Origin of the sequence: Streptacidiphilus sp. EB129 (genome assembly GCF_041262645.1) — a bacterium.
Taxonomy (GTDB): domain Bacteria; phylum Actinomycetota; class Actinomycetes; order Streptomycetales; family Streptomycetaceae; genus Streptacidiphilus.
Genome location: NZ_JBGCCS010000001.1, coordinates 307,092 through 331,517 on the forward strand (window position 1 = coordinate 307,092; position 24,426 = coordinate 331,517).

A 24,426-nucleotide genomic window follows, 5' to 3' on the forward strand; every position below is an offset into this window, starting at 1 on the left:
GCATGCCGGGTCGCCCCTCGGCGCGGGTGCGCCGGGGTTGACGGGCGATGCGCGACAGACGCTACTAGTCGGTAGAGTCCGCCGAGTTAAGACAAGATTGCATGCTCATGGCAAGATTGCCAGTGGCACCTGTCGCCGCAGTGCGCTCCAGTCGTCGGCCGGGCCCGGGCCGTGTCGCCGGTCGGCACCCGCTCCGGGGGGTGGAATCATGCGGGTACGAGGATCCCGAGGGCCTGCGGCACAATGCCGACCTCGACCGGGAGACGGGCGATGAACTCGCCGTCCGCGTAGGCGTTGATGCCGGGGGACTCGATCCGCAGGGTGGTGGTGCGGCGGGTCTCGACTTCCGCGCGCCGCACATGGGTGCCCTTGAAGACTGTGGGGAAGAAGCGCACCAGGGTGCGCCGTCGCATGGCCTGAACCAGCGTCAGGTCGAGCAGCCCGTCGGCGTGGTCGGCGCCGGGGCAGATGGCCATCCCGCCGCCGTAGCTGCGGGTGTTGCCCACGGCGGCGAGGGTCAGTTCGCGCTCGATCACGCTGCCGTCGTCCAGCACCAGCCGGAACGGCAGCGGCCGGAGGTTTGCCAGCTCGACCAGGATGGCGAGGTTGTAGCGCATCCGGCCGCGCGGCCAGGTCAGCCGGTTGGCGCGGTCGCTGACCAGCGAGTCGAAGCCGACGGCGAGCACCGAGCCGAAGTAACGGCTGGTGCCGTCCTCGGCCGAGATCCGGCCGAGGTCGACCTGGGTGACGTTTCCGTCGGCGACGACGTCCGCCGCCGCCTCGGGGTCGCCCAGCGGCAGCCGGTACTCGCGGGCGTGGTCGTTGCCGGTCCCGGCCGGGATGAGCCCGAGCGGTACGGAGCTGCCGGCCAGCGCCTGCAGCGCGAGGTTGATCATGCCGTCCCCGCCGACGACGACCAGGGCGTCCACGCCGCGGGCCACGACCTCGCGGGCCAGCCGCAGGGCGTCCTGCGGGTCGGCGCCCTCGATGCTGAGCACCTCGACGCCGCGCTCGCGCAGGCGGGCGACGGCGCGGGCCGCGGCCGGTCCGGAATGGCCGCCGCCCGCAGCCGGGTTGGTGAGGACCACGACGTTGCGGACGGCCCTGCGGCCGCTCTCCCCACTCATGCCCGTACCCCTGTCCGATCGGCGCGGGACCCGTGCCACGCGCTGCTTCTGATGATCAGTCGGCTGATGGTCCGTCGGCTGACGGACCGTCGAGTGGCGGCCCGTCGAGCGGCGAACGTCCTCAAGGAATGAGCTTGCCCGGGTTGAGGATTCCGGCCGGGTCGACGGCGTCCTTCACCGCGCGCAGGATCCGGGTGCCGAGCTCGCCGATCTCCTGGTCCATCCACGGGCGGTGGTCGGCGCCGACCGCGTGGTGGTGGCTGATGGTCCCGCCGTTGGCCATGATCGCGTCGCCCACGGCGTGCTTGACCCCGGCCCACTGCTCGATCGGCTCGCCCTGCTGGGCGGCGACGACGGTGAAGTACAGCGAGGCGCCGGTGGGGTAGACGTGCGAGATGTGGCACATCACCAGCGAGGCGCTGCCGGTGTCCTGCAGCGCGGACTGCAGCGTCTGCGACACCGCGGCCTTGAGGCCGTCCAGCTGGGCCCAGCCGGTCGCGGTCTCCAGCGTCTCGCACAGCGCGCCGCCGGCCAGCAGTGCGTCACGCAGGTACGGGGCGTTGAAGCGGCCGTGCTCCCAGGCCCGCGCGGGCGCCTCGCCCAGCGAGGTGCCGCCGGCGGCCAGCAGCGCCGCGCGGGTCAGCGCGTGCCGGGCGGCGACCTGCTCGGCGTCGCCCTCGAACACGGTGACGGCCAGGCAGCCGCCGGTGACCTGGGTGCCGCCGATCTGGTCCGTCATCGCCAGGTTGACGGCGGTCTCGGTCTCGTCGGACAGCCGGATCACGGTCGGACCGGTGCCCTGCTGCTCGACCGCGCGCAGAGCGGCCGCGCCGGTGGCGAAGTCGGGGAAGCTCCACGCCTCGAACTCGCGGACGGCGGGCAGGGGGTGGACCCGCAGGCGGACGGCGGTGATCACGCCGAAGACGCCCTCGGAGCCGAGGAACAGCTCGCGCAGGTCCGGCCCGGCGGCCGAGGCGGGGGCGCGGCCGAGGTCCAGGATGCCGGCGGGGGTGATCACGCGCAGCCCGCGGACCATCTCGTCGAACCGGCCGTAGCCGGCGGAGTCCTGGCCGGAGGAGCGGGTGGCGGCGAAGCCGCCGATGGTGGCGAACCGGAAGCTCTGCGGGTAGTGCCCGAGCTCGTAGCCGCGGGCGGCGAGCAGTGCCTCGGCCTGCGGACCGGCCAGACCGGCGCCCAGCACCGCCTCGCCGGAGACCTCGTCCAGGGTGAGCAGCTGGTCGAAGCGGCGCATGTCGAGCGAGAGCACGGCGGTGAAGCCGGCCCGGATCGGGTCGACGCCGCCGACGACGCTGGTGCCGCCGCCGAAGGGGACCACGGCGATCCGCCGCTCCGCGCAGAGCGCCAGTACGGCGGCGATCTCCTCCTCGCTGCCCGGCAGTACGACGGCGTCGGGCGCGTCCTGGGGCTCGCGGCTCTTGCGGCGCAGCAGGTCCGGGGTCGACTTGCCGCCGGACCGGGGCAGCCGGTCCGCGTCCCGGGTGCTCAGCCAGGACGCTCCGACGATCGCGGCGAGGGCCTTGAGGTCGTCGTCCGCCAGCGTCGAGGGGCGCAGCACGACCTTGTCGGCCGCCGGTCCGGCCACGACCTCGCCGGAGACCCCGAGCACGGCCGCCAGCAGGCCCTTGATGTCCTCGGACAGCGGCTTGGCCAGCGCCGGGTCGCCCCAGGCGTCCCACTTCATTGGAGGCAGGGGCAGCGCCGCCAGAGGCATCGCCGTCTGGGGCATCGCTGTCTGGCCCGATTGCGTCTCAGATCCCATGCGTTACAGTATTACGCATCATGTCAAGTCGTAACGATGAACCGCGCAGTGTCGACGACGCGATCCTGGACGCGGCTGCGGAGCTGATCGTCCAGCTCGGTGTCCAGCGCACGCAGTTGGCCGAGATCGCCCGCCGCGCCGGGGTCAGCCGGCCCACGGTCTACCGGCGCTGGCCCGACGTGCGCGCGGTCATCGGCGCGCTGCTCACCCGGGAGCTCAGCGCGACCCGCGAGCAGGCCCACCTCGCCGGGGACGACCGGGAGGCCTTCGTGGCCTGGGTCGTCGAGGTCGCCGTCCGGCTGCGCGACCACGCCGTGCTCGGCGCCCTGCTGCACTCCGACTCCGACACCCTGTTCGAGTACGTGGTCGACCGGCTCGGCACCAGCCAGCGCGGAATGCTGGACGCGCTGCGCACCGCCATCCGGCGCGGGCAGGCGCACGGCTCGATCCGGTCCGGCGAGCCGACCGAGCTGGCCGCGATGGTGCTGCTCATCGCCCAGTCCACCGTCCAGTCACACCGCATGGTTGCGCAGCTGCTGCCCGAGCAGGCCTGGCGCCGCGAACTGTCCACCGCCCTGAACGGATACCTCGCCCCATGACCTCTCGCCTGACCTCTCGCCCCGTGTCACCGCCGTACGCCGGCAGCACCACCCTCGACGCGACCCGCCGCGCCAGGGAACTGGCCGCACTCGCCGACAGCGGCGACGGCATCGACCTGCTCGTCATCGGCGGCGGGGTCACCGGCGCCGGTGTCGCGCTGGACGCGGCCTCCCGGGGTCTGCGGACCGTGCTGGTCGAGTCCCGTGACCTCGCCTTCGGCACCAGCCGGTGGAGCTCCAAGCTGGTCCACGGCGGCCTGCGCTACCTCGCCTCCGGCCGGATCGGGGTGGCCCGGGAGAGCGCCGTCGAGCGCGGCATCCTGATGACCCGCACCGCCCCGCACCTGATCCGTGCGCTGCCCCAACTCGTGCCGCTGCTGCCCTCGATGGGACGCGGGCAGGCCGCGCTGGTGCACGTCGGCTTCCTGGCCGGCGACGCGCTGCGGGTCAGCGCCCGCACCCCGGCCGCGGTGCTGCCCCGGGTGCGCCGGGTCGGCCCGGCCGAGACGGTGGAGCTGGTCCCGGAGGTCCGCACCGACGGCCTCGCCGGCGCGCTGGTCGCCCACGACGGTCAGCTGATCGACGACGCCCGCCTGGTGCTGGCGGTCGCCCGTACCGCCGCCCAGTTCGGGGCGACCGTGCTGACCCGGGTCCGGGCCGAGCAGGTCACCGGGACCTCGGCGCGGCTGACCGACGCGCTCACCGGCGAGTCGATCACGGTGTCGGCCCGGGCCGTCGTCAACGCGACCGGGGTGTGGGCCGGTGAGGTGGACTCCTCGGTCCGGCTGCGGCCCAGCCGGGGCACCCACCTGGTCGTCGACGCGGCGCTGCTCGGCAGTCCGCGCGCCGCGCTCACCGTCCCGGTGCCGGGCTCGACCAGCCGGTTCGTCTTCGCCCTTCCGCAGCAGCTCGGGCGGGTCGTGGTCGGCCTCACCGACGAGGACGCGCCGGGTCCGGTCCCGGACGAGCCGGTGCCCACCGACGCGGAGATCGCCTTCCTGCTGGAGACGGTCAACACCGCCCTGCGCACGGAGCTGACCCGGGCCGACGTCCGCGGCGCCTTCGCCGGGCTCCGGCCGCTGATCGACACCGGCGGCGGCAACACCGCGGACCTGTCCCGCCGCCACGCCGTGCTGGAGGCGCCCTCCGGGGTGATCACCGTGGTCGGCGGCAAGCTCACCACCTACCGGCGGATGGCCCAGGACGCCGTCGACGCCGCGGTGCGCGCCCGTGGCCTGGCGGCCGGTCCCTGCCGTACCGACGCGCTCCCGCTGATCGGCGCCCCCAGGCACCGGGACACCGGGCCGTCGACCGGACTTCCGGCCTCACTCGTCGCCCGGCACGGCGGCGCGGCGCGGGCCGTGGTCGACACGGCGACGGTCGAGCGACCGCTGGAGCCGATCGCCGAGGGCATCGACGTCACCCGCGCCGAGGTGGAGTACGCGGTGACCCGCGAGGGCGCTTTCGACGTCCCGGACGTCCTCGACCGCCGCACCCGGATCGGCCTGGTCCCGGCCGACGCGGACCGCGCCCGCCCGGCGGTCACCGAGATCCTCGCCGCGCACGGCCGCTGACGGCGGGTCGCCCCGGACGGCGGTGGCCCGAACGACGGGTCGCCGCCCCGGACGGCCCGTCAGCGGCGGGCCGCGTTGCCGCTATCGTGGACACCTTCACCCGCGAACTCACCCACGAACACCGAACTGCCGGGCAAGTTCACCCCGATGACGTTCCACGGCGCCCCGCCGTTCGTCGCGGCCGATCATGGTCGTGCCGAGACCGCGCCCACCGACCAGGGTGCGGCGGGATCACTGCACCGGGCACCTGGTGAACACCGCAGCGCCTGCCCGCAGGCAGGCGCTGCGCGGCGACGAGGCTGACCACCGTTCAGAGAGGAAACACCCCATGGCGAACCCGTTCGAAGACGCGGACGGCACCTTCCTGGTGCTGGTGAACGACGAGAACCAGCACTCGCTCTGGCCCTCCTTCGCCGAGGTCCCGGCGGGCTGGACCACCGCTCACGGCCCCGACGGCCGCCAGGCGTGCCTCGACTACGTCGAGGCCAACTGGACCGACATGCGCCCCGCCAGCCTGATCCGGGCGATGGCGGAGGCCGAGTAGGCTGCGGCCGCACCACCCCTGGACGGCCCGGGCCGAAGCCCCGGGCCCGTCCGCCCGCTTCCCGCGGCACCGGCGGTCGCACCGGCCGCCACGCCCCAGCCGCACCCGGCCACGAACAGGACGGCCCGCCCGCGCCATGTCGACCCACCCCCTGACCACGGCGAGCACCGGCGCGGCCCAGCCGTGGGTCCGCCTCTGGTCCCCGCGTCCGCAGGCGCGCCTGCGACTGCTCTGCTTCCACCCGGCGGGCGCCGGCACCGCCTTCTTCCGGGACTGGGCGACCCTGCTGCCCGATGACGTCGAGGTGCTGGCGGTGCAGCTGCCCGGCCGCGAGTCGCGGTTCACCGAACCACCGCTGACCAGCCATCAGGAGGCGGTGACCGCCCTGCACGCCGCGCTGCGCCCGTACCTGACCCGCCCGTACGCGCTCTTCGGCCACAGCATGGGCGCGCTGCTCGCCTACGGCGTCGCCGTCGCCGCGATGCGGCACGGTGACCGGCCGCCGGTCCGGCTCTTCCTCAGCGGCAGCCAGGGGCCCGGCGGCGAGCCCCGCAAGCCGGGCCGCCCCGCCTGGACGGACGCCGAGCTGGTCGCGGACCTGCGCGAGATGGGCGGAACCCCGGAGGAGGTGCTGAGCAACTCCGACCTGCTCGCCCTCGTCCTGCCGACGCTGCGCGCCGACTACGCGCTCTGCGACTCGTTCCGTGCCCCCGCAGGCGCACTCCTCGACTGCCCGGTCTCCGTGTTCGGCGGCGACCGCGACGCCTACACGGCGGCGGACCTCGCCCGCTGGGGCGCGACGACGCGCGGTGGCTGGACCCAGCGGATGTTCGACGGCGGTCACTTCTTCCTGACCGCGCCGTCCGCCGAGGCCGTACGCGCCGCGGTCGCCGCCGACCTCCTCGACGGCTAGACCACCTCGCTGGGGCCCGTCGGCGGTCCGTGGCTACGGGAGGTCCAGGGCCCGGCCCACCCGCCGGAGCGATCGCGGGGTGAGATCGGCCAGGGTGGGGTAGCCGTTGACGGCCATGAGCAGGTCGGCCTCGGCGAGCAGGCAGCGCAGCACGTGCACGAGCCCGTCCGTGCCGCCGAGTGCCAGGCCGTAGGCGTAGGGGCGGCCGACGGCCACCGCGGTCGCTCCCAGCGCGAGGGCCTTGACGATGTCGGAGCCCGAGCGCACGCCGGAGTCGAAGACGACGGGCAGGCTGGTGGCGGCGACGACGTCGGGGAGGCAGTCCAGGGCGGGGATACCGCCGTTGGCCTGGCGGCCGCCGTGGTTGGAGCAGTAGATCGCGTCGACACCGCCGTCGGCGGCGCGGCGGGCGTCGTCCGGGTGGCAGATGCCTTTGACGATCAGCGGCAGCGTGGTGAGGGATCGCAGCCAGGGAAGGTCGTCCCAGGTCAGCGGGTTACCGAAGAGGCCGGTCCAGACCCTGACCACGTCCTGGGTGCTCGCGTGAGCCCCGACCCGGGCCCGGAAGACCGGATCGCTGGTGTAGTTGGCCAGACAGTGCCCGCGCAGTTGCGGGAAGTTGGCGGTGGCCAGGTCGCGCGGCCGCCAGCCGGTGACCCAGGTGTCCAGGGTGACCACGATGCCGCGGTACCCGGCCGCCTCCGCGCGGTTGACCAGGCTGGCGGCCAGGTCGCGGTCGGTCGGCGTGTAGAGCTGGAACAGTCCGGGGGTGTCGCCGAACCCGGCGGCGACGTCCTCCAGCGGATCGACCGAGAGCGTCGACGCGATCATGGGCACCCCGGTCACCGCGGCGGCCCGGCCGGCGGCCAGGTCGCCGTGTCCGTCCTGGGCACACAGGCCGAGTACGCCGATCGGTGCCATCAGCAGCGGGGAGGGCAGGCTGATCCCGCACAGGTCGACCGACAGGTCGCGGTCGGCGGCGCCCACGAACATACGCGGATACAGGCCCCACTGGGCGAAGGCCGCCACGTTCGCGTCCTGGGTCTGCTCGTTGCCCGCGCCGCCGGCCACGTACGACCAGACCGACGGCGGGAGCGCCTCGGCGGCCCGCCGGTGCAGCCCGGCGAAGGTCATGGGGAGGTCGGGGAGGACTCCGTCGAGGCCGTTGAGGTAGATCTCCAGCTGGTAGTCGCCGTACCGGGGCGTCATGGGCGTTCCTCCAGTCGTCCGAGTCTCCGGTCGTCCGAGCACGGCGGACCGGCTCGGTGTGGGCCAGTGGGGGGCGGCGTTCTGACGGCCGAGGCTACAGGCCGCCGTTGGCACCCCGGGTCGGCGACGGGAATCGACACGTTCGGCCGACGGGCGGACCTGCGGCGGCGCTGCTTCCGGGGGCCCGATATTCCCTTGCGACAGCCCGGTCCACCGTGGCTAGAGTGATCCTGTGACCGGCGCACACACCGGTCCCCGAGGCAGTGGAGAGGAGGCGGTCACCATGCGGGTCGAGAAGCAATGCGGGCGCTCCTGCGCCTGCGCCTCCCCCGGGCGATCCCCCTCCACTGCCCCTTGCCCGCGCTGATCCCCGTTCGCGCCGATCCCCGTTCGTGCGGATCCCGCGTCCGCGCCGATCCGTGAGGTGGCGCCGCCGTTCGCGGCGCCCCGTCCCAGACTTCGTTTCATCTCTCCCGACCCCGGAGGTCGAGTAACCATGTCGTACACCGAAGTACCCGGCGTCAACGTCCCCATCCGGATGTGGACCGACCCGGCCGCCGTCGAGGGCCAGGCCATGCAGCAGCTGCGGAACATCTCCTCGCTGCCGTGGATCGCCGGCCTCGCCGTGATGCCGGACGTCCACCTCGGCAAGGGCGCGACCGTCGGTTCCGTCATCGCCATGAAGGGCGCGGTCTGTCCGGCCGCGGTCGGTGTGGACATCGGCTGCGGGATGAGCGCGGTCAGGACCTCCCTGACCACCCGTGACCTCCCGGACAACCTCACCCGGCTGCGCTCCAGGATCGAGCAGGCCATCCCGGTGGGCCGTGGCCTGCACGACCAGCCGGTCGACCCGCGCAGCCTGCACGGCTTCCCCACGGCGGGATGGGACGACTTCTGGTCCCGTTTCGACGGGATCGCGGACGCGGTCAAGTGGCGGCGCGAGCGGGCGATGCAGCAGATGGGCACGCTCGGCAGCGGCAACCACTTCGTGGAGTTCTGCACGGACACGTCCGGCTCGGTGTGGCTGATGCTCCACTCGGGCTCGCGCAACATCGGCAAGGAACTGGCGGAGCACCACATGGGCATCGCCCGGGGGCTTCCGCACAACCAGGGCCTGGTCGACCGCGACCTGGCGGTCTTCATCGCGCAGACCCCGCAGATGGCGGCCTACCGTCAGGACCTGTTCTGGGCGCAGGAGTACGCCAAGCTCAACCGGACCGTGATGATGAAGCTGTTCCAGGACGTGGTGCGGAAGGAGTTCACCCGGGCGAAGGTCAGCTTCGACGACGTGATCTCCTGCCACCACAACTACGTCAGCGAGGAGACGTACGAGGGCCAGGAACTGCTGGTCACCCGGAAGGGTGCGATCCGGGCGGGCTCGGGGGACTACGGCATCATTCCCGGTTCGATGGGCACCGGTTCGTACATCGTGCGCGGCCTCGGCAACGAGGCGGCCTTCAACTCGGCGTCGCACGGGGCCGGCCGGAAGATGAGCCGGTCGGCGGCGAAGCGGAAGTTCGGCGTGCGCGACCTGGAGGAGCAGACGCGGGGCGTGGAGTGCCGGAAGGACTCCGGCGTGGTCGACGAGATCCCGGGTGCCTACAAGCCGATCGAGAAGGTCATGGCCCAGCAGACCGACCTGGTCGAGGTCGTCGCCCAGCTCAAGCAGCTGGTCTGCGTCAAGGGCTGACCGCTCCATCAGTGCAGGGCGCTGGGGCGAGCGGGCGGACAGCCGCCCGCTGCGCCGGAGAATTCGTCCGGCGCAGCGGGCGATCATGATGTTGGATGGTCCGCATGACGTCGCCCATGACCCTGTGGAACCCACTCCGACCGCGCCGGCCCTTACTCTCCGTCCCTGGCGGGACTCGGACGTCCCCACCATCGTTGCCGCCCACCGCGACGAGGCGATGCGCCGCTGGTTGATGCGCCCCATCAACGACGAGGACGAGGCCCGCGCCTGGCTCGCCGACCAGCACCGGGGCTGGGCGGACGACACCCTTCTGAGCTGGGCTGTGGAAGAGGACGGCGCCGTCGTCGGCTGCTTCGTCATCAAGGCGGCCAACCCGCCGGTGATGCTCGCGACCGGCGTGGGCTACTGGACGGTGGCCCAGGCCCGCGGCAGGGGCATCGCCTCGCGCTGCGTCGAGACCGCGACGGAATGGCTGTTCGGCGGGCAGGACTTCATGCCCGCCGACGAGGTCGAGCAGCTGCACACAGTCGGCAACGAGGGCTCCTGCCGCGTCGCGCAGAAGTGCGGGTACGTCCTGGACTCGGTGCTTCCGCCGCTGCCGCCGAAGTTCCCGGACGAGGGACACCGGCACCTGCGCAAGCGGCCCGTGCAAGCAACGACGGACACGTCGACCCGGGTACCCAGTCCCTGAGGGCGATCTGACGACGAGTCAGTGAACGATGCCGTTGACCTGCACGGATCCGATTGCGACGTCGCATCCGTGCAGCTCAAGGCCCTCGCCCGCACTTGTCAGATGAGGGCGCGTAGCGCCGCGGCGGTTTCGGCGATGCAGGCGGTGAAGCCGGGGGGCTCCGCCGCCGAGACCCAGCGGGCGAAGGCGACCTGGAAGACCGTCACCGCGCTGTGGGCGGCGAGGCTGGCGGCGGGCTCGCCGGCGCCGCGGGTGCGGAGCGCCTCGGCCGTCGCGTCGACCAGCGACGCCAGTTTCAGCAGCTCGCGCTCCTGCAGGCTCGGGTTGTCCGCGACGATCCGGGAGCGGCGGACGGCGTGGTCGTGGATGTCCGCCAGCAGACCGGCGGCCGCGGCCATTCCGGCCAGCGCCGCGTCGAGCGGGGAGAGATTGTCCGGCGCGGCCAGGATCGCGTCCTGCGCGGTCCGCAGCAGGGTCCCGGAACCGTCGAACAGGACCTCGCGCTTGTCGGCGAAGTGCCGGAAGAAGGTGCGCTCGGTGACGCCGGCGCGCTCGGCGATGTCGCCGGCGGTGGTCTGTTCGAAGCCGCGCTCGGCGAACAGCTCCATTGCGGCGCGGAGCATCCGCCCCCGCGCGTCCGGCTTCCAGCGACCCATGTCGAGGATTGTAGCCATGACAGTCGCTGACATGACGTGCTAGCTTTATGTCAGTCACTGACATACCCGTAGAAGGGGTGCTCGTCATGCGCGTTTTTGTCACCGGTGCCTCCGGCTGGATCGGCTCGGCCGTCACCGACGAACTCCTCGCCCACGGCCACAAGGTCGTCGGCCTCGCCCGCTCCGACGCGGCGGCCGCCGCGCTCGACGCGAAGGGCGCCACCGCCCACCGCGGCAGCCTCGACGACGTCGACAGCCTCGCCTCGGCCGCCGCCGCTGCAGACGGCGTCATCCATCTCGCCTTCAAGCACGACTTCTCCGACTACGTCGGCGCCGGGCGCAGCGAGCACGCCGCCGTCCAGCGGATGCTCGACACCCTCGACGGCAGCGACCGGCCGTTCCTGCTGGCTTCCGGGCTGGCCTCGGGCGTCACCGGCAGGCCGCTGACCGAGGACGACCCGTCGCCGTTCCACGGTGCCGACTCGATGCGCGGCGGCAGCGAGAACCTCGCGCTGTCCTACGCCGGTCGCGGGGTCCGCCCGGTGGCGCTGCGCTTCTCCCCGACCGTGCACGGCATGGGCGACGGCGGCTTCACCGCGACGCTGACGAAGATCGCGAAGGAGCACGGGGCGGCCGGCTACATCGGCGACGGCTCGACCCGCTGGGCGGCCGTGCACCGCTCCGACGCCGCCAGGATGGTCCGGCTCGCGCTGGAGCAGGCCCCGGCGGGCTCGCGGGTGCACGCGGTGGCCGAGACCGGCCTGCCCTCCCGCGACATCGCCGCCGCGATCGGCGCGTACCTGGGCCTGCCGACGGTGTCGGTGGCGCCGGAGGACGCCGAGGCCCACTTCGGCTGGATCGGACGCTTCTTCGGGATGGACGTCACCGCGTCGTACGACCGCACCCGGGAACTGCTCGACTGGACACCGACGGGTCCGACGCTCTTCGAGGACATCGCCGCCGGGGCCTACGCACTGCCGGACTGACCCGGCTCTTGTGCGGATATCGGGAGATGTGTACGTTTCGTCTTCAAAGCAGCCCGCAGGTCGGAATCGGCGGGCTGCCACCCGACGGCGCTGCTGAGCCCGGTATCCGCGGCCACCCACCGCTTCTCCCGTCCACTGCCCGGCCTGCGCCCTCGCACGACGGATCGATCCTTCTTCCCCGGGTCCCGTCGTCGCAATGAGCACGCACACGAGCACGAAACGAGCAAGAGGAGCGAACGTGGCGCCTTCCCTTCCCCCGGCGGCGGGCCAGCCGCCGTCCCCGGAGCCCGGACGCGGACAGCCCGACCCCTCCGCCGCGCCGACGCCCTCCGCCGCGACGCCCGCGCAGTGGCCCGGCGCGGTGCGTCGCCCCGCGTCGCCCGAGTTCGAACAGTCGGCCAAGACCTGGCTGTTCGAACTGGCGCCGGCACGCTGGTGGTACGAGGAGGTGTTCCACCACGACCCGGCGGAACTTGCCCACATGATCCGGCTGCGCCTGGAGTCCACCGTCGCCACGATGCAGGCGAGCCTGCGGTCCGCGCCCGCGCTGCCGCAGTCCTACGTCCGTCCGGGCCCGTTGGAGCAGAAACTGGAGCTCTACGCGCGGGAGCGGGACTGGGCCCGGGCCATGCTCGAACAGGTCCGGCTGGTCGAGGACGGCCTTCGGGCGCTCTACGGCCGGACCGCGCGCAAGGCGGCGCAGCGCGGCGTCCGCGCGCGTCCGATCCCCGCTCCGCGGGCCCGCCCGGAGACGGGCTGATGGTGGGGTTACCCCCACCGCGGACATGGTGACGTACCCCATGTTTCCTGATGCGTCGCTCCAGCAGGCTGGTGCTACAAGGACGCACGCCCGTGTCGAGCATCAGGAGAACGCCAGTGACCACGTCCGTATCGAGTCCCCAGACCCAGGGCAGTGGAGCACACACAGCAGTGGCCGCCCGCGCGCGCGGACTCACCAAGGCGTACGGCAGCGGTGAGACCCGCGTGGTCGCCCTCGACGCGGTGGATGTGGACATGCCCCGCGGCCGGTTCACCGCGATCATGGGTCCGTCCGGTTCCGGCAAGTCCACGCTGATGCACTGCCTGGCCGGACTGGACACCGCCTCCGGCGGCCGGATCTGGGTCGGCGGGACCGAGATCACCAAGCTCAGGGACAAGAAGCTCACCCGGCTGCGCCGGGACAGCATCGGCTTCATCTTCCAGGCGTTCAACCTGCTGCCCACGCTCACCGCGCTGGAGAACATCACCCTGCCCATGGACATCGCCGGCCGCACCCCCGACCGGGAGTGGCTGGAGCGGGTGGTGGAGACGGTGGGACTGGCGGGACGCCTCAAGCACCGCCCGGCGCAGCTCTCCGGCGGTCAGCAGCAGCGCGTCGCCGTGGCCCGCGCCCTCGCCGCCCGTCCCGAGATCATCTTCGGTGACGAGCCCACCGGCAACCTCGACTCCCGCGCCGGGGCGGAGATCCTCGGCTTCCTGCGCCACTCGGTCGACCAACTGGGCCAGACCATCGTCATGGTGACGCATGATCCGGTCGCCGCCTCCTACGCGGACCGGGTGCTGTACCTCGCCGACGGCCGGATCGTCGACGAGATGCACGCCCCCACGGCCGACGCCGTGCTGGAGCGGATGAAGTCCTTCGACTCCCGGGGTCGGACGTCATGACCGTGCTCAGGACCTCACTGCGCAACTTCCTTGCGCACAAGGGCCGGATGGCCCTCTCCGCAGTCGCGGTACTGCTGTCCGTGGCGTTCGTCTGCGGCACGCTGGTCTTCACGGACACGATGAACGCGACCTTCGACAAGCTCTTCGCGACGACCGCCTCCGACGTCACCGTCAGCCCCCAGAAGGTCGACAACGCGCAGCAGACCGGGACGCCGGACTCCCTTCCGGCGTCGCTGCAGGCCCGGTTGGCGCAGGTCCCCGGCGTCGCCGGGGTGGTCCCCGAGGTCAGCAGCCAGCTGGCCACGGTCGCCGACAGCAGCAACCAGGACGTCGGCTCCAGCACCGGCGCGCCCACCATCGTGGCGAACTGGAACCCGACCCAGACCAAGTCCGTCGACATCACCTCGGGCCATGTTCCGCTTGGCCCGGGCGACGCCGTGCTCGACGCCGACACCGCGGCCAAGCACCACCTGGGCATCGGCGACCGGCTCCGCGTCATCGCCGGTCCCGGCGACGTGACCGTGACCATCAGCGGCATCGCCACGTTCAGGACCACCAACCCCGGCGCGGCCGTCGTCTACCTCGACACCCCCACCGCCCAGCGGGCACTGCTCGGTTCGCACGACGCCTACACCGACTACGCCCTCGCCGCCAGGCCCGGAGTCAGCGACGACCAGTTGAAGGTGCAGGTCACCGCGGCCCTGGGCAGCGGGACGTACCAAGTGCAGACCGCCGCCGAGGTGACGGCCCAGAACCAGAAGGACATCGGCTCCTTCCTCGACCCGATGAAGTACGTGCTGCTCGGATTCGCCGGCATCGCCGTCCTGGTGGGCATCTTCCTGATCGTCAACACCTTCTCCATGCTGGTCGCCCAGCGCACCCGCGAGATCGGGCTGATGCGGGCCATCGGCGCCAGCCGCCGGCAGGTCAACCGCTCGGTGCTGGTCGAAGCCGTGCTGCTCGGGGTGGTCGGCTCGCTCGCCGGGATCGGCGCCGGAATCGGGCTCGCCGTCGGCCTGATCAAGGTCATGGGCGCGCTGGGGATGCACCTGGACACCGCCAGCCTGACCATCAAGCCCGCGACTCCGCTGATCGGCCTGGCCGTCGGCGTCGTGGTCACCGTCGTCTCCGCGATGCTGCCGGCCCGCCGTGCCGGGGCGATCTCGCCGATGGCCGCCATGCGGGACGCCGGCACCCCCGCCGACGCCCGCGCCGGACGGATCCGTGCGGCGATCGGCATCCTGCTCACCTCGGCGGGCGGGACCGCCCTCGCCCTGGCCGCCACCTCGGCCTCGGCCTCGGCCGGCGCGGGACCGCTGGCCATCGGCGTCCTGCTGACGCTGGTCGGCTTCGTCGTGGTCGGACCGCTGCTGGCCGGGCTGGTGGTGCGGGTCCTGGGCGCCGTCACCCTGCGGATGTTCGGCCCGGTGGGCCGCCTGGCCGAGCGCAACGCGCTGCGCAACCCGCGCCGCACCGGCGCCACCGCCGCCGCGCTCATGATCGGCCTGGCGCTGGTCGCGGGCCTGTCGGTGGTCGGCGACTCCATGGTCGCCTCGGCGACCGCCCAGATGAACACGTCCGTGGGCGCCGACTTCATCATCCAGGCCGGCAACGGACAGCCCATCAGCCCGGCCGCGGCCAGGGCCGTCCACTCGGCCGGCCACCTGTCCCACGTCACCGACCGCACGGATGTGGCCGCCACGGTCACGGCGCCCGACGGAACCGTGGACAAGACGGAGATCGCGGCGGCCACGCCCTCCTACACCGACGACCTCCAGGCCAAGACCGTGCAGGGACAACTGATCGACGCCTACGCACCCGGTGCGATGTCGGTCCCCGCGGGCTGGGCCAAGGACCACAAGGTCACCCTCGGAGACCGGCTCGACGTCGCCTTCACCGGCGGCACCACGGCCCGGCTCACGGTCCGGGCGATCACCTCGGACGACACGGTCTTCGACAAGGGCGCGATGTACACGAACATCGCCGAGGCGAGGAAGTACCTCCCGGCCGACAGGTTCCCGGAGAACGTGATGATGTTCGCCGCGGCGGTGCCCGGCCAGCAGGCCCAGGCCGATGCCGCGCTCAAGGCGGCCACGGCCGCGTACCCGCAGGTCAAGATCCGGGACCAGGCCGAGTACAAGGACATGATCCAGCAGCAGCTGGACCAGTTGCTCAACATGATCTACGCCCTGCTGGCGCTCGCCATCATCGTCGCCGTCCTCGGCGTGGTGAACACCCTCGCCCTCTCGGTCGTCGAACGCACGCGGGAGATCGGGCTGATGCGCGCGATCGGGATGTCCCGCCGCCAGCTGCGCCGGATGGTCCGTCTGGAGTCGGTGGTGATCGCCCTGTTCGGCGCGGTCCTGGGGGTGGCCCTGGGCATGGGCTGGGGGATCGCCGCCCAGAAGCTGCTGGCCCTGGCGGGGCTGGGTGTGCTCAGCATCCCCTGGACCACGATCGGTGTCGTCTTCCTGGGCTCCGCGGTGGTGGGACTGCTGGCCGCCCTCTTCCCGGCCTTCCGCGCCGGACGGATGAACGTCCTGAAGGCCATCGCGACGGACTGACCGCCGCATCGCGCAGCCCCCGCCCCCGGATGCCGCCCGGGTCGCGGGGGCTGCGCGGCGTCCTGGAGCCCGGTGGTTGGACTGGACCCGGCGGTTGTCCCGGACCACGGTGGGTGTCCTGGACCACGGTGGGTCGCGGCGCTCCGGGTGCGCACGGCGCCGTCCACCGGCGTGGGGTCCGGCGCCATGCGCCGGACGCGCGCCTTCGATCCAGCCGGCGACGGCTGCGGGCCCCCGAGGATCGACAGCCGTACAGCCCGCTGAAACCATGAAGCGCACCTGTCGGAAGTGCCCCGCACGGTCCTGATCCGCCCGTGCTTCCGGGCTTCGGAAAGGCGGCTGACATGCTCGTTCCCGACTACCCGCGACTCTCCGGCGCCGACCGCGCCGGCTCCGCCCGGCTGACCCGAACCCCCTCGCGAACCCCCGTCCCCGGAACCCTTCCCCCCGGAGCCTTTCTCCCCGGGACCTCCGCCCCCGGGACGCGCACCCTCGGGTACGGCATCTGCCGGTCCTGGAACCTCTGCGGCTGCCACGGCTACCGGGGGGACGGCACACAGCAGTGCCAGTCCTGCGGCCACGGCTTCGGCGCCCACTACTGACGCCTCTGGGCCGGCTGCGCAGGTGGGCCGGGAGACCGTCCGGCCCACCCGGCGCGCCGGCCACCCGCGCGCCGGAGGGGCGATGAGTTTCGGGTCGCCGCAGCGTCCACAGTGGAGAGCGGCTCGATCGGCGGGCCGCCGGGCGGTGAGGACTGACGATGGCGACGTATGTGCTGATCCACGGTGCCGGCTCGGACGCCTGGTACTGGCACCGGGTGGTGCCGCTGCTGCGTGCGCGGGGACACGAGGTGGTCGCGGTGGACCTGCCGTGCGAGGACGAGGAGGCGGGGCTGGCGGAGTACGCCGAGGCGGTGGTGGACGCCGTCGGTGACCGGAACGACCTGGTGCTGGTGGCGCAGTCGATGGGCGGGTTGACCGCCCCGCTGGTCTGCGACCGGCTGCCGGTGCGGCTGATGGTGCTGGTGGCGGCCATGGTCCCGGTGCCGGGGGAGACGCCGGGGGACTGGTGGGCCAATACCGGTCAGCCCGCCGCCCGGCGCGAGCTGGACCAGCGCGAGGGACGCGACCCCGACGCCGAGTTCGATCCGCGGGTCACCTTCCTGCACGACCTTCCGGTCGACCTGGTCGCCACCATGATGGAGGCCACGCCGCGCGGCCAGGCCGAGGTGCCCTTCCTCAAGCCCTGGCCGCTGCGGAGCTGGCCGCCGGTGCCCACCAGGTTTCTGCTCTGCCGTCAGGACCGCTTCTTCCCCGCCGAGTTCCAGCGCCGCGTGGTGCGGGAGCGGCTGGGCTTCACCCCGGACGAGATGGACGGCGGCCACCTCCCGGCCCTGTCCCGTCCGCGGGAACTCGTCGAGCGGCTGGAGGCCTACCGCACCGCCCTCGGCGTCCCGGCGGCCGGATGACGCCGACCGGCGCCGTACCCCCTGGCCACTGTGGTGTCCCCGGTCGCGTCAGCCGATCTGCGGCAGCAGGCGGTCCAGCGGACCGGGGAGCCACCAGTTCACGCTGCCGAGCAGCTGCATGATCGCCGGGACCAGGACCATCCGGACCAGGGTGGCGTCGAGGAAGACCGCGACCGCCAGGCCCAGGCCGAACTCCTTGACCGCGATGTCGGGGGTGGCGAGCACGGAGAGGAAGACGGTCACCATGATCGCCGCAGCCGCGGTGATGACCCGCGCGGTCCGGCCCAGGCCCCGCGCGACCGCCTCGGGCGTGTCGTTGCCCGCGTCGTACTCCTCGCGGATCCGGGACACCAGGAAGACCTCGTAGTCGGTCGAGAGCCCGAACAGGATCGGGAAGATGAACAGCGGCACCCAGGCGGTGACCGGCGCGGTGGTCGGGAAGCCGAGCGCGGAGCCGAACCAGCCCCACTGCACGATCGCCGTCAGCACGCCGAACGCCGCGCCGACGGACAGCAGGGTCATCACCGCGGCCTTGATCGCGATGGCCACCGACCGCACCAGGACCAGCAGCAGCACCAGCGAAAGCCCGATGACGGCCGCGATCAGGTACGGCAGGCGCGCGGAGACCTCCGCCGCGAAGTCGGCATCGCCCGCGGTGGGGCCGCCGACATGCACCTGAATGCCGCTGCCCTGGATGCCGCCGCCCTGAACGCTGCCGCCCGGCACCCCGGTGCCCTGGACGGCGGCCGGGATCACCTGGTTCCGCAGCCGGCTCAGTAGCCCCGGGGTGGCGGCGTCCTGGTGCGCGGTGGTCGGATAGGCGACGAACAGCGCGGCCCGGCCGTCCTGGCTGGTCTGCACGGGCGTGACCGCGGCGACGCCCGGGGTCCGCGCCACCGCGGCGGTCAGCGGATCCAGTGCCGCGGCCGAAGCGCCGGGCGGCAGCTCGGCCACCACCACGAAGGGCGCGTCGAAGCCGGGGCCGAAGCCCTGGCTGAGGATCTGGTGCGCGGCGTAGCCGCTGGTGTCGCGCGGCTCGGTGCTGTTGTCCTCGAAGCTCAGCCGCATCGAGAAGGCCGGGATGGCGAGCACGATCATGACGGTGGCTCCGGTGACCAGCCCGGTGACCGGGCGCCGCTGGATCACCCGGGCCCAGCGCTCGGCCATCGGGCTGCGTGAGCCGGTACGGCCCAGATACGGCAGCCGGAAGCGGTCGATGCCCCGGCCCGCGTAGCCGAGCAGTGTCGGCAGCAGGGTGATGGCGGCGATCATCGTCATCAGCACGGTCACCGAGGCCGCCACGGCGGTGGCGTTGAGCAGCCGCTGCTGCACCACGAACAGGCCGAGCATCGCGATCACCACGGTCGCCCCGGCGAACAGCACCGAGCGTCCGGCCCGCGCGATCGAGACCACCACGGCTTCCTGCGGCTCCAGCCCGTCGGCGAGGGCCTCGCGGTAGCGGGTGACGATGAACAGGGCGTAGTCGATGCCGACGCCCAGACCGAGCAGGGTGGCCACGATCGGGCTGAAGGACGGCGCCGGGAAGAGGTACCCGAGCAGGAAGGTCAGCGCCAGGCCGCTGCCGATGCCGATCAGAGCGGTGAGCATGGTCAGGCCCATCGCCAGCAGTGAGCCGAAGGCGATCAGGATGACGAGCATCGCCGCCAGCGCCCCGATGCCGTCCGAGACGCCGCCGTACGGGGTCTCCGCGGCGACCACGTCCGCGCCGCCGAGCGCGAAGGTGACACCGCCGCCGGTGGCGTCGCGGGTCTGCCGGATCAGCTGCTTGACCTCGTTCGCGGAGAGCGGGTTGGTGTCGGACTGCAGCCCTGCGAACGCCACGGTGCCGTCGCGGGAGATCTGCCCGGGCGCCGTGTACGGCGACTGCACCGCGGTGATGTGCGTCGCCGCCGCCAGCTGCGCCACCAGGGCGTTCACCCGGCTCTGCACCGCCGGGTCGGCGATTCCTGCTCCGGCCCGGATCGCCAGGACCAGCGAGCTGCCCTTCTGCGCCGGGAAGTGAAGCTTGATCAGGTTCTGCGCCTGCGCCGACTCGGAGCGGCCGCCGGCGAAGTCGTTGTCGGCGGGCGCCGCGAACGCGAACCCGACGACCAGGACCGCGATGGTTCCGATCACCCACAGCAGCAGCACCAGCCGGCGCCGTCGGTAGCAGAACCGTCCCAGCCGACCGAGATGCCCCTGGTACGCCGCAGCCGTCGTCACCGGGCCCACGCTAGTCAGACCGGCCGCCGATTCCGGCGAGCACGCGCCCCGGGCCACCCGATCGGCTCCGGCCCGGGGTCCTCGCTTGTGATGGGCGTGCATACCGGGTATACATACTGAGTATGTCAATCCGTCATGGCCTGCTCGCGCTGCTCGACCAGGGGCCGCGCTACGGCTACCAGCTCAGAACCGAGTTCGAGGCCCGCACCGGTGCCACCTGGCCGCTGAACGTCGGCCAGGTCTACACCACCCTCGGGCGCCTCGAACGCGACAGCCTGGTCAGCCCGTCCGGTGAGGACGGCGAGGGGCACGTCTACTACACGATCACCGACCAGGGACGCAGGGAACTGCACAGCTGGTTCGACACCCCGGTCCGGCGCGACAACCCGCCGCGCGACGAGCTCGCGATCAAACTCGCGATGGCCGTCACCGTGCCCGGCGTCGACGTCGCCGCGGTCGTCCAGGCCCAGCGCGTCCACACCGTGCACGCCCTGCAGGACTACACCCGGCTCAAGGCGCGCGCGCTGGCCGAGCTGGAGGACCCGGCCGCGGAGAGCCGCGACCTGGCCTGGCTGCTGGTCCTGGACCAGCTGATCTTCCAGGCGGAGGCAGAGGTCCGCTGGCTGGATCACTGCGAGACCCGGCTCGTTCGACACGCGGGTCTGGCAGGGAGAGCGCGAGCCGCGTCGGAGGCGGGGGACGCTCCCGCCCAGGCCGCCGGGGCCGCCCAGGCCGCCGAGCCCGCCGCACTGACCCGTACCAGGTCCGGGGCCATACGAAAGGGAACCAAGGGACGATGAGCACGACCAGCACACAGAAGCGGGAAACAGGGGGAGCGATCCTGCGGTTGCAGGACGTGTCCCGGGTGCACGGGCAGGGCGAGGCCGCGGTCCACGCGCTGAGCAGTATCCACCTGGGGGTGCTCCCGGGTGAGTTCGTGGCGGTGATGGGGCCCAGCGGCTCCGGCAAGTCCACACTGCTCACCATCGCCGGCGGGCTGGACGGCGCCACCTCCGGCCAGGTCCTGGTCGAGGGGCAGGACCTGGGGACGCTGTCGCGCAAGGGCCTGGCCGCGGTGCGCCGCCGCGCGATCGGCTACGTGTTCCAGGACTTCAACCTGATACCGGCGCTCACGGCCGCGGAGAACGTCTCGCTGCCGCGCGAGCTGGACGGGCTGTCCGGGCGCAAGGCCCGCGCCGAAGCGCTGGCGGCCCTGGGCGAGATCGGCATCGCCGACCTCGCCCACCGGTTCCCCGACGAGATGTCGGGTGGCCAGCAGCAGCGGGTCGCCATCGCCCGCGCCCTGATCGGCGAGCGGCGCCTGCTGCTCGCGGACGAACCGACCGGTGCGCTCGACTCGACCACGGGAGAGGCGGTGCTGTCGGTGCTGCGCACGCGCTGTGACGCGGGGGCGGCGGTGGTCATGGTGACCCATGAGGCGCGGCACGCGGCCTGGGCCGACCGGGTGGTCTTCCTGCGCGACGGCCGGCTCGTGGACGAGTCCGCGCCGCAGCCGGCCGAGGCGCTGCTCAGCGTCGTGCCGCCGCGCTCCCACGGAGGGCACGGCCGGTGAAGCTCTCCGCACTACGCGTCGCCCTGCGCATCGCGCGCCGCGACGCCCTCCGGGCCAAGGGGCGCAGCGCCCTGGTCGTCGCGATGATCGCGATTCCGGTCCTCGGGGTCACCGCCGCCGACGTCACCGCCCGCAGCACGAGCCTGTCAGCGCAGGAGGTGGCCACCCGGAAGATGGGTGCGGCCGACGCCTACGTCAGCGTCGGCTCGCGGCCCGGCTGGCGGCTGGAGCAGACGCCTGATCCGACCATCTCGATCGACTACCTGTCGGAGAAGGGCCCGCAGCCCAAGCCCACCGCCGAGGAGGCGGCCCGGGCGAAGATGCCGCTGGACCAGCTGCTCAACGCCGCGCTGCCGACCGGTGCCCGGCTGCTGCCGGTGGACCCGCCGGGCGGCATGGCCACCACGAGCACGTCCTACGGCCAGGACCGGGTGGAGACCGAGGGCGTGGACCTGGCCGATCCGGCCGCGAGCGGTCTGGTCACGCTCCGTCAGGGAGCCTGGCCGAAGGCGCCCTACGAGATCTCGGCGACCTCGGCGTTCCTGGCCAAGTCGGGCCTGAAGGTCGGTCAGACCACGACCCTCCAGGGCACCACCCAGGCGCTGACCATCACCGCGGAGATCGAGTTCCCCGGCGATCTGAGCACGGTGCGGCTGGTCGGCCGGCCCGGCGAACTGGCCGGACTGCTCGCCGCCGGGGCCGCGGGCAAGGGCGGCTCCGCAGCCGCCCAGAGCCCGAACGGTTCGGCCTCGCCGACCGCGTCGGGCCCCGGCGGCGGTGCCGGCGGCAACGCTGCCGCCGCGCCCGGCGGTGACGGTGCCGCCCAGGCGTGGCTGGTCGCCCTCCCCGGCCACGCGGCCTTCAGCTGGAGCCAGGTCCAGCAGGCCAACTCCTACGGGCTCATGGTGGCCTCCCGGGCGGTGCTCGCCGATCCGCCGCCGCAGAGCGCCGTTCCGATCTACCGGACACAGCCCGGCCTGCTGAACGACTCCGGCCTGATGAGCAGCAAGACGGAGACCATCCTCGGCACCGTGGTCGGCATGGCCCTGCTGGAGATCGTCCTGCTGGCCGGTCCCGCCTTCGCGGTCGGCGCGCGCCGCTCCCGGCGGCAGCTCGGCCTGATCGCGGCGGGTGGAGGCGATCGCGCGCACATCCGCGGGGTGGTCCTCGGCGGCGGCGTCGTGCTGGGCGTCGCCGGAGCCGGCGTCGGGATGGTGCTCGGCGCCGTCGCGGTGGCGCTGGGGCGGAACTGGCTGGAGACCAAGGCCGGGTCGCGCTTCGGCGGCTTCGTACTGGCACCGGGCGACCTGGTGGCGGTCGTCGCGCTGGGCGTCGTCACCGGCATGCTGGCGGCGATCGTCCCGGCGATCCAGGCGGCGCGGCAGAATGTGGTCCTGGCGCTGACCGGGCGCGGCAAGACCCGGCCGCCGGCGAAGTGGTTCACCCTGCTCGGCATCGTCGCCTTCGCCGGCGGCACGGCGCTAGCACTGCTCGGGGCGGTCGCCGGGGAGCGGAGCCGGGTGGTGATGGCCGGCTCCATGCTCGCGGAACTCGGCCTCGTCGCCTGTACCCCCTTCCTGGTGAGCCTGTTCGGCAGGCTCAGCCCGCTGCTGCCGCTGGGCCCGCGGCTGGCCCTGCGCGACGCGACCCGCAACCGTGGCCGCACCGCGCCGGCCGTGGCCGCCGTGCTCGCCGCCGTCGCGGGGGCGGTCGCGGTGCTGATCTTCCAGTCGAGCAGTGACGCCGCCAGCCGGGCCAACTACGCGCCCTCGGCTCTGCCCGGGGCGGTGACCCTGATCGACCACAGCGGTCGTGCCGACTCCCTCCGGTCGGCGGTGGAGCAGTCCATACCCGGCCTGGGGCGGCGTGCCGACCTGCAGGAACTCACCTACGGAAAGTGCGACGGGACGCCGGGCGGCTCCTGCGGGTCGGCGTCGCTGAAGGTGGCCGACGCGGCCATGTGTCCGGGGACGGAACAGACGAACGGCTACATCTCCGGGACGCTCCCGACCGACGAGGCGAAGCGGCTGCTGGCGACCGACCCGCGCTGCCGGCCGAGCCGGGCGGTGTCCACGGCGATGGACTCGCTGATCACCGGCGACGCGACCGTGCTGCACAACCTGCTCGGCGTGGACGACCCGGCCGCCGTCCGGGCGCTCGCCGCAGGAAAGGCCGTGGTCTTCGACCCGCGCTTCCTCAACAACGGCAGGGTGACCCTGGCGCTCATCCGATTCGGCGCCACCGGGCCGGAGGGCAACAAGTCCAGCACGCTGGACGTGCCCGGAGTCGCGGTCGACGCGAAGCTGCCGTTCGTGCAGGCGGTGCTGCCCGCGTCCCTCGCCGCCTCGTCGGGTCTGACGGTCGAGGCGGACGACTCGGTGTGGCTGCCCGCCGCGGTGCCGTCCTCGGCGGACGAGCAGCGGGCCTCGGCAGCGGTCGCCAGGATCAACGACAACGCAGCCGTGAGCGTCGAGCGCGGGTATCAGGCGAGCAACAGGAGCGCCATCGTGCTGGGCCTCGCCGTCATCGCCTCGGTGGTGGCGGTCGCGGCGGCCGGGATCGCGACCGGGCTGGCCTCGGCGGACTCCCAGGGCGACCTGGCCACGCTCGCCGCGGTGGGTGCGGCGCCGGGAATCCGGCGCAGGCTCTCCGGGTTCCAGTGCGGGGTGATCGCGGCGATGGGCGCGGTGATGGGGGTCCTGGCCGGGTTCGTGCCCGCGGTCGCGATCCAGCGGGTCCAGAACCTCGGCACCATGGCGAGTTTCGACACGAGCGGTGCCATCGAACTGGGGACCCAGCCCCTCGTGGTGCCCTGGACGGATCTGGTGCTGATGGCGGTCGGACTGCCGCTGCTCGCCTGGCTGCTGGCCGCAGGCCTCACCCGCTCCCGGCTGGGACTGACCCGCCGCAGCGGCTGAACCGGTCCCGCGTCCCTTCCGATGCGCCGCCGGCCCCGCCCAGGACACCCTGGGCCGGGGCCGGCGGCGCGGTGACGTCGGTGGCCCGGTGGCGCGGTGGCGCGGTGGCCCGGCGGACCGGTGGCGGCGGATGCAGGGCAAGAAGCCCGTCTGGCCTGGCATGTGCGAGGGATTTGCCCCTGCTGCCGTACGGGATGCGGTTCACGCTGTCCCTGGCTGGGTACGGCATCCACAGCCGTGCTGCGT

General features: G+C 73.0%; 20 protein-coding genes. 15 read left to right on the forward strand and 5 right to left on the reverse strand.

Going from position 1 to position 24,426, the window contains the following annotated elements; translation table 11 throughout:
- Nucleotides 1-206: 206 nt before the first annotated feature.
- Nucleotides 207-1,127, reverse strand: coding sequence for a diacylglycerol kinase (locus ABH925_RS01435; protein WP_370144742.1), 921 nt, complete (start codon nucleotides 1,125-1,127; stop codon nucleotides 207-209).
- 121 nt (nucleotides 1,128-1,248) lie between these two features.
- Nucleotides 1,249-2,829: an FAD-binding oxidoreductase gene (locus ABH925_RS01440; protein WP_370144744.1), complete on the reverse strand. Its 1,581-nt coding sequence runs from the start codon at nucleotides 2,827-2,829 to the stop codon at nucleotides 1,249-1,251.
- 98 nt (nucleotides 2,830-2,927) lie between these two features.
- Here ABH925_RS01440 and ABH925_RS01445 point away from each other — a divergent pair, with 98 nt between their 5' ends.
- The 4 genes from ABH925_RS01445 (at nucleotide 2,928) to ABH925_RS01460 (ending at nucleotide 6,537) form a co-directional block, all read left to right on the forward strand.
- Nucleotides 2,928-3,506 carry a TetR/AcrR family transcriptional regulator gene (locus ABH925_RS01445; protein ID WP_370144745.1) on the forward strand — a complete coding sequence of 193 codons (579 nt, stop codon included), beginning with the start codon at nucleotides 2,928-2,930 and terminating at the stop codon, nucleotides 3,504-3,506.
- Nucleotides 3,503-5,080 carry a glycerol-3-phosphate dehydrogenase/oxidase gene (locus tag ABH925_RS01450; RefSeq protein WP_370144746.1) on the forward strand — a complete coding sequence of 526 codons (1,578 nt, stop codon included), beginning with the start codon at nucleotides 3,503-3,505 and terminating at the stop codon, nucleotides 5,078-5,080. The genes ABH925_RS01445 and ABH925_RS01450 overlap by 4 nt, the downstream gene beginning before the upstream one ends.
- Before the next feature lie 328 nt (nucleotides 5,081-5,408).
- Nucleotides 5,409-5,624, forward strand: a complete 216-nt coding sequence (locus ABH925_RS01455; RefSeq protein ID WP_370144747.1) for an MbtH family protein — start codon at nucleotides 5,409-5,411, stop codon at nucleotides 5,622-5,624.
- A gap of 136 nt (nucleotides 5,625-5,760) precedes the next feature.
- Complete coding sequence (locus ABH925_RS01460) at nucleotides 5,761-6,537, forward strand: thioesterase II family protein (protein ID WP_370144749.1); 777 nt, start codon at nucleotides 5,761-5,763, stop codon at nucleotides 6,535-6,537.
- A gap of 33 nt (nucleotides 6,538-6,570) precedes the next feature.
- Here ABH925_RS01460 and ABH925_RS01465 read toward each other — a convergent pair whose 3' ends face one another.
- The gene (locus tag ABH925_RS01465) at nucleotides 6,571-7,746 is read right to left on the reverse strand and encodes an alpha-hydroxy-acid oxidizing protein (protein ID WP_370144750.1); all 1,176 of its coding nucleotides are present in this window, start codon (nucleotides 7,744-7,746) and stop codon (nucleotides 6,571-6,573) included.
- Nucleotides 7,747-8,242: 496 nt separating this feature from the next.
- Between ABH925_RS01465 and ABH925_RS01470 the strand changes: the two genes are divergently transcribed.
- Together ABH925_RS01470 and ABH925_RS01475 are read left to right on the forward strand one after the other, a co-directional pair.
- Entirely contained in the window at nucleotides 8,243-9,436 is a 1,194-nt protein-coding gene (locus ABH925_RS01470; protein WP_370144751.1) for an RtcB family protein, read from the forward strand.
- A 124-nt stretch (nucleotides 9,437-9,560) separates the two neighbouring features.
- On the forward strand, nucleotides 9,561-10,127 hold the full coding sequence (locus ABH925_RS01475; RefSeq protein ID WP_370144752.1) for a GNAT family N-acetyltransferase: 567 nt from the start codon (nucleotides 9,561-9,563) through the stop codon (nucleotides 10,125-10,127).
- A gap of 98 nt (nucleotides 10,128-10,225) precedes the next feature.
- Here ABH925_RS01475 and ABH925_RS01480 read toward each other — a convergent pair whose 3' ends face one another.
- Nucleotides 10,226-10,783, reverse strand: coding sequence for a TetR family transcriptional regulator (locus ABH925_RS01480; RefSeq protein WP_370144754.1), 558 nt, complete (start codon nucleotides 10,781-10,783; stop codon nucleotides 10,226-10,228).
- A gap of 86 nt (nucleotides 10,784-10,869) precedes the next feature.
- Between ABH925_RS01480 and ABH925_RS01485 the strand changes: the two genes are divergently transcribed.
- The 6 genes from ABH925_RS01485 (at nucleotide 10,870) to ABH925_RS01510 (ending at nucleotide 17,466) form a co-directional block, all read left to right on the forward strand.
- Nucleotides 10,870-11,769, forward strand: coding sequence for an SDR family oxidoreductase (locus tag ABH925_RS01485; protein WP_370144755.1), 900 nt, complete (start codon nucleotides 10,870-10,872; stop codon nucleotides 11,767-11,769).
- Between the two features lie 238 nt (nucleotides 11,770-12,007).
- Complete coding sequence (locus ABH925_RS01490) at nucleotides 12,008-12,529, forward strand: hypothetical protein (protein WP_370144756.1); 522 nt, start codon at nucleotides 12,008-12,010, stop codon at nucleotides 12,527-12,529.
- Nucleotides 12,530-12,645: 116 nt separating this feature from the next.
- Entirely contained in the window at nucleotides 12,646-13,434 is a 789-nt protein-coding gene (locus ABH925_RS01495; protein ID WP_370144757.1) for an ABC transporter ATP-binding protein, read from the forward strand.
- Nucleotides 13,431-15,998 carry an ABC transporter permease gene (locus ABH925_RS01500; RefSeq protein WP_370144758.1) on the forward strand — a complete coding sequence of 856 codons (2,568 nt, stop codon included), beginning with the start codon at nucleotides 13,431-13,433 and terminating at the stop codon, nucleotides 15,996-15,998. Before ABH925_RS01495 ends, ABH925_RS01500 begins: the two co-directional genes overlap by 4 nt.
- A 344-nt stretch (nucleotides 15,999-16,342) precedes the next feature.
- Entirely contained in the window at nucleotides 16,343-16,600 is a 258-nt protein-coding gene (locus ABH925_RS01505; protein ID WP_370144759.1) for a hypothetical protein, read from the forward strand.
- A 158-nt stretch (nucleotides 16,601-16,758) separates the two neighbouring features.
- Nucleotides 16,759-17,466, forward strand: coding sequence for an alpha/beta fold hydrolase (locus ABH925_RS01510; protein WP_370144760.1), 708 nt, complete (start codon nucleotides 16,759-16,761; stop codon nucleotides 17,464-17,466).
- A gap of 48 nt (nucleotides 17,467-17,514) precedes the next feature.
- On the opposite strand, the gene ABH925_RS01515 is transcribed toward ABH925_RS01510, so the two are convergent.
- Nucleotides 17,515-19,689, reverse strand: coding sequence for an MMPL family transporter (locus ABH925_RS01515; protein WP_370144761.1), 2,175 nt, complete (start codon nucleotides 19,687-19,689; stop codon nucleotides 17,515-17,517).
- Nucleotides 19,690-19,811: 122 nt separating this feature from the next.
- On the opposite strand from ABH925_RS01515, the gene ABH925_RS01520 reads away from it, so the two are divergent.
- From ABH925_RS01520 to ABH925_RS01530, 3 genes are read left to right on the forward strand one after another with little or no spacing between them, the layout of a single operon-like run.
- Nucleotides 19,812-20,489, forward strand: coding sequence for a PadR family transcriptional regulator (locus ABH925_RS01520; RefSeq protein WP_370144762.1), 678 nt, complete (start codon nucleotides 19,812-19,814; stop codon nucleotides 20,487-20,489).
- Nucleotides 20,486-21,262: an ABC transporter ATP-binding protein gene (locus tag ABH925_RS01525; protein ID WP_370144763.1), complete on the forward strand. Its 777-nt coding sequence runs from the start codon at nucleotides 20,486-20,488 to the stop codon at nucleotides 21,260-21,262. The genes ABH925_RS01520 and ABH925_RS01525 overlap by 4 nt, the downstream gene beginning before the upstream one ends.
- The gene (locus ABH925_RS01530; protein ID WP_370144764.1) at nucleotides 21,259-24,180 is read left to right on the forward strand and encodes an FtsX-like permease family protein; all 2,922 of its coding nucleotides are present in this window, start codon (nucleotides 21,259-21,261) and stop codon (nucleotides 24,178-24,180) included. Before ABH925_RS01525 ends, ABH925_RS01530 begins: the two co-directional genes overlap by 4 nt.
- Nucleotides 24,181-24,426 lie beyond the last annotated feature (246 nt).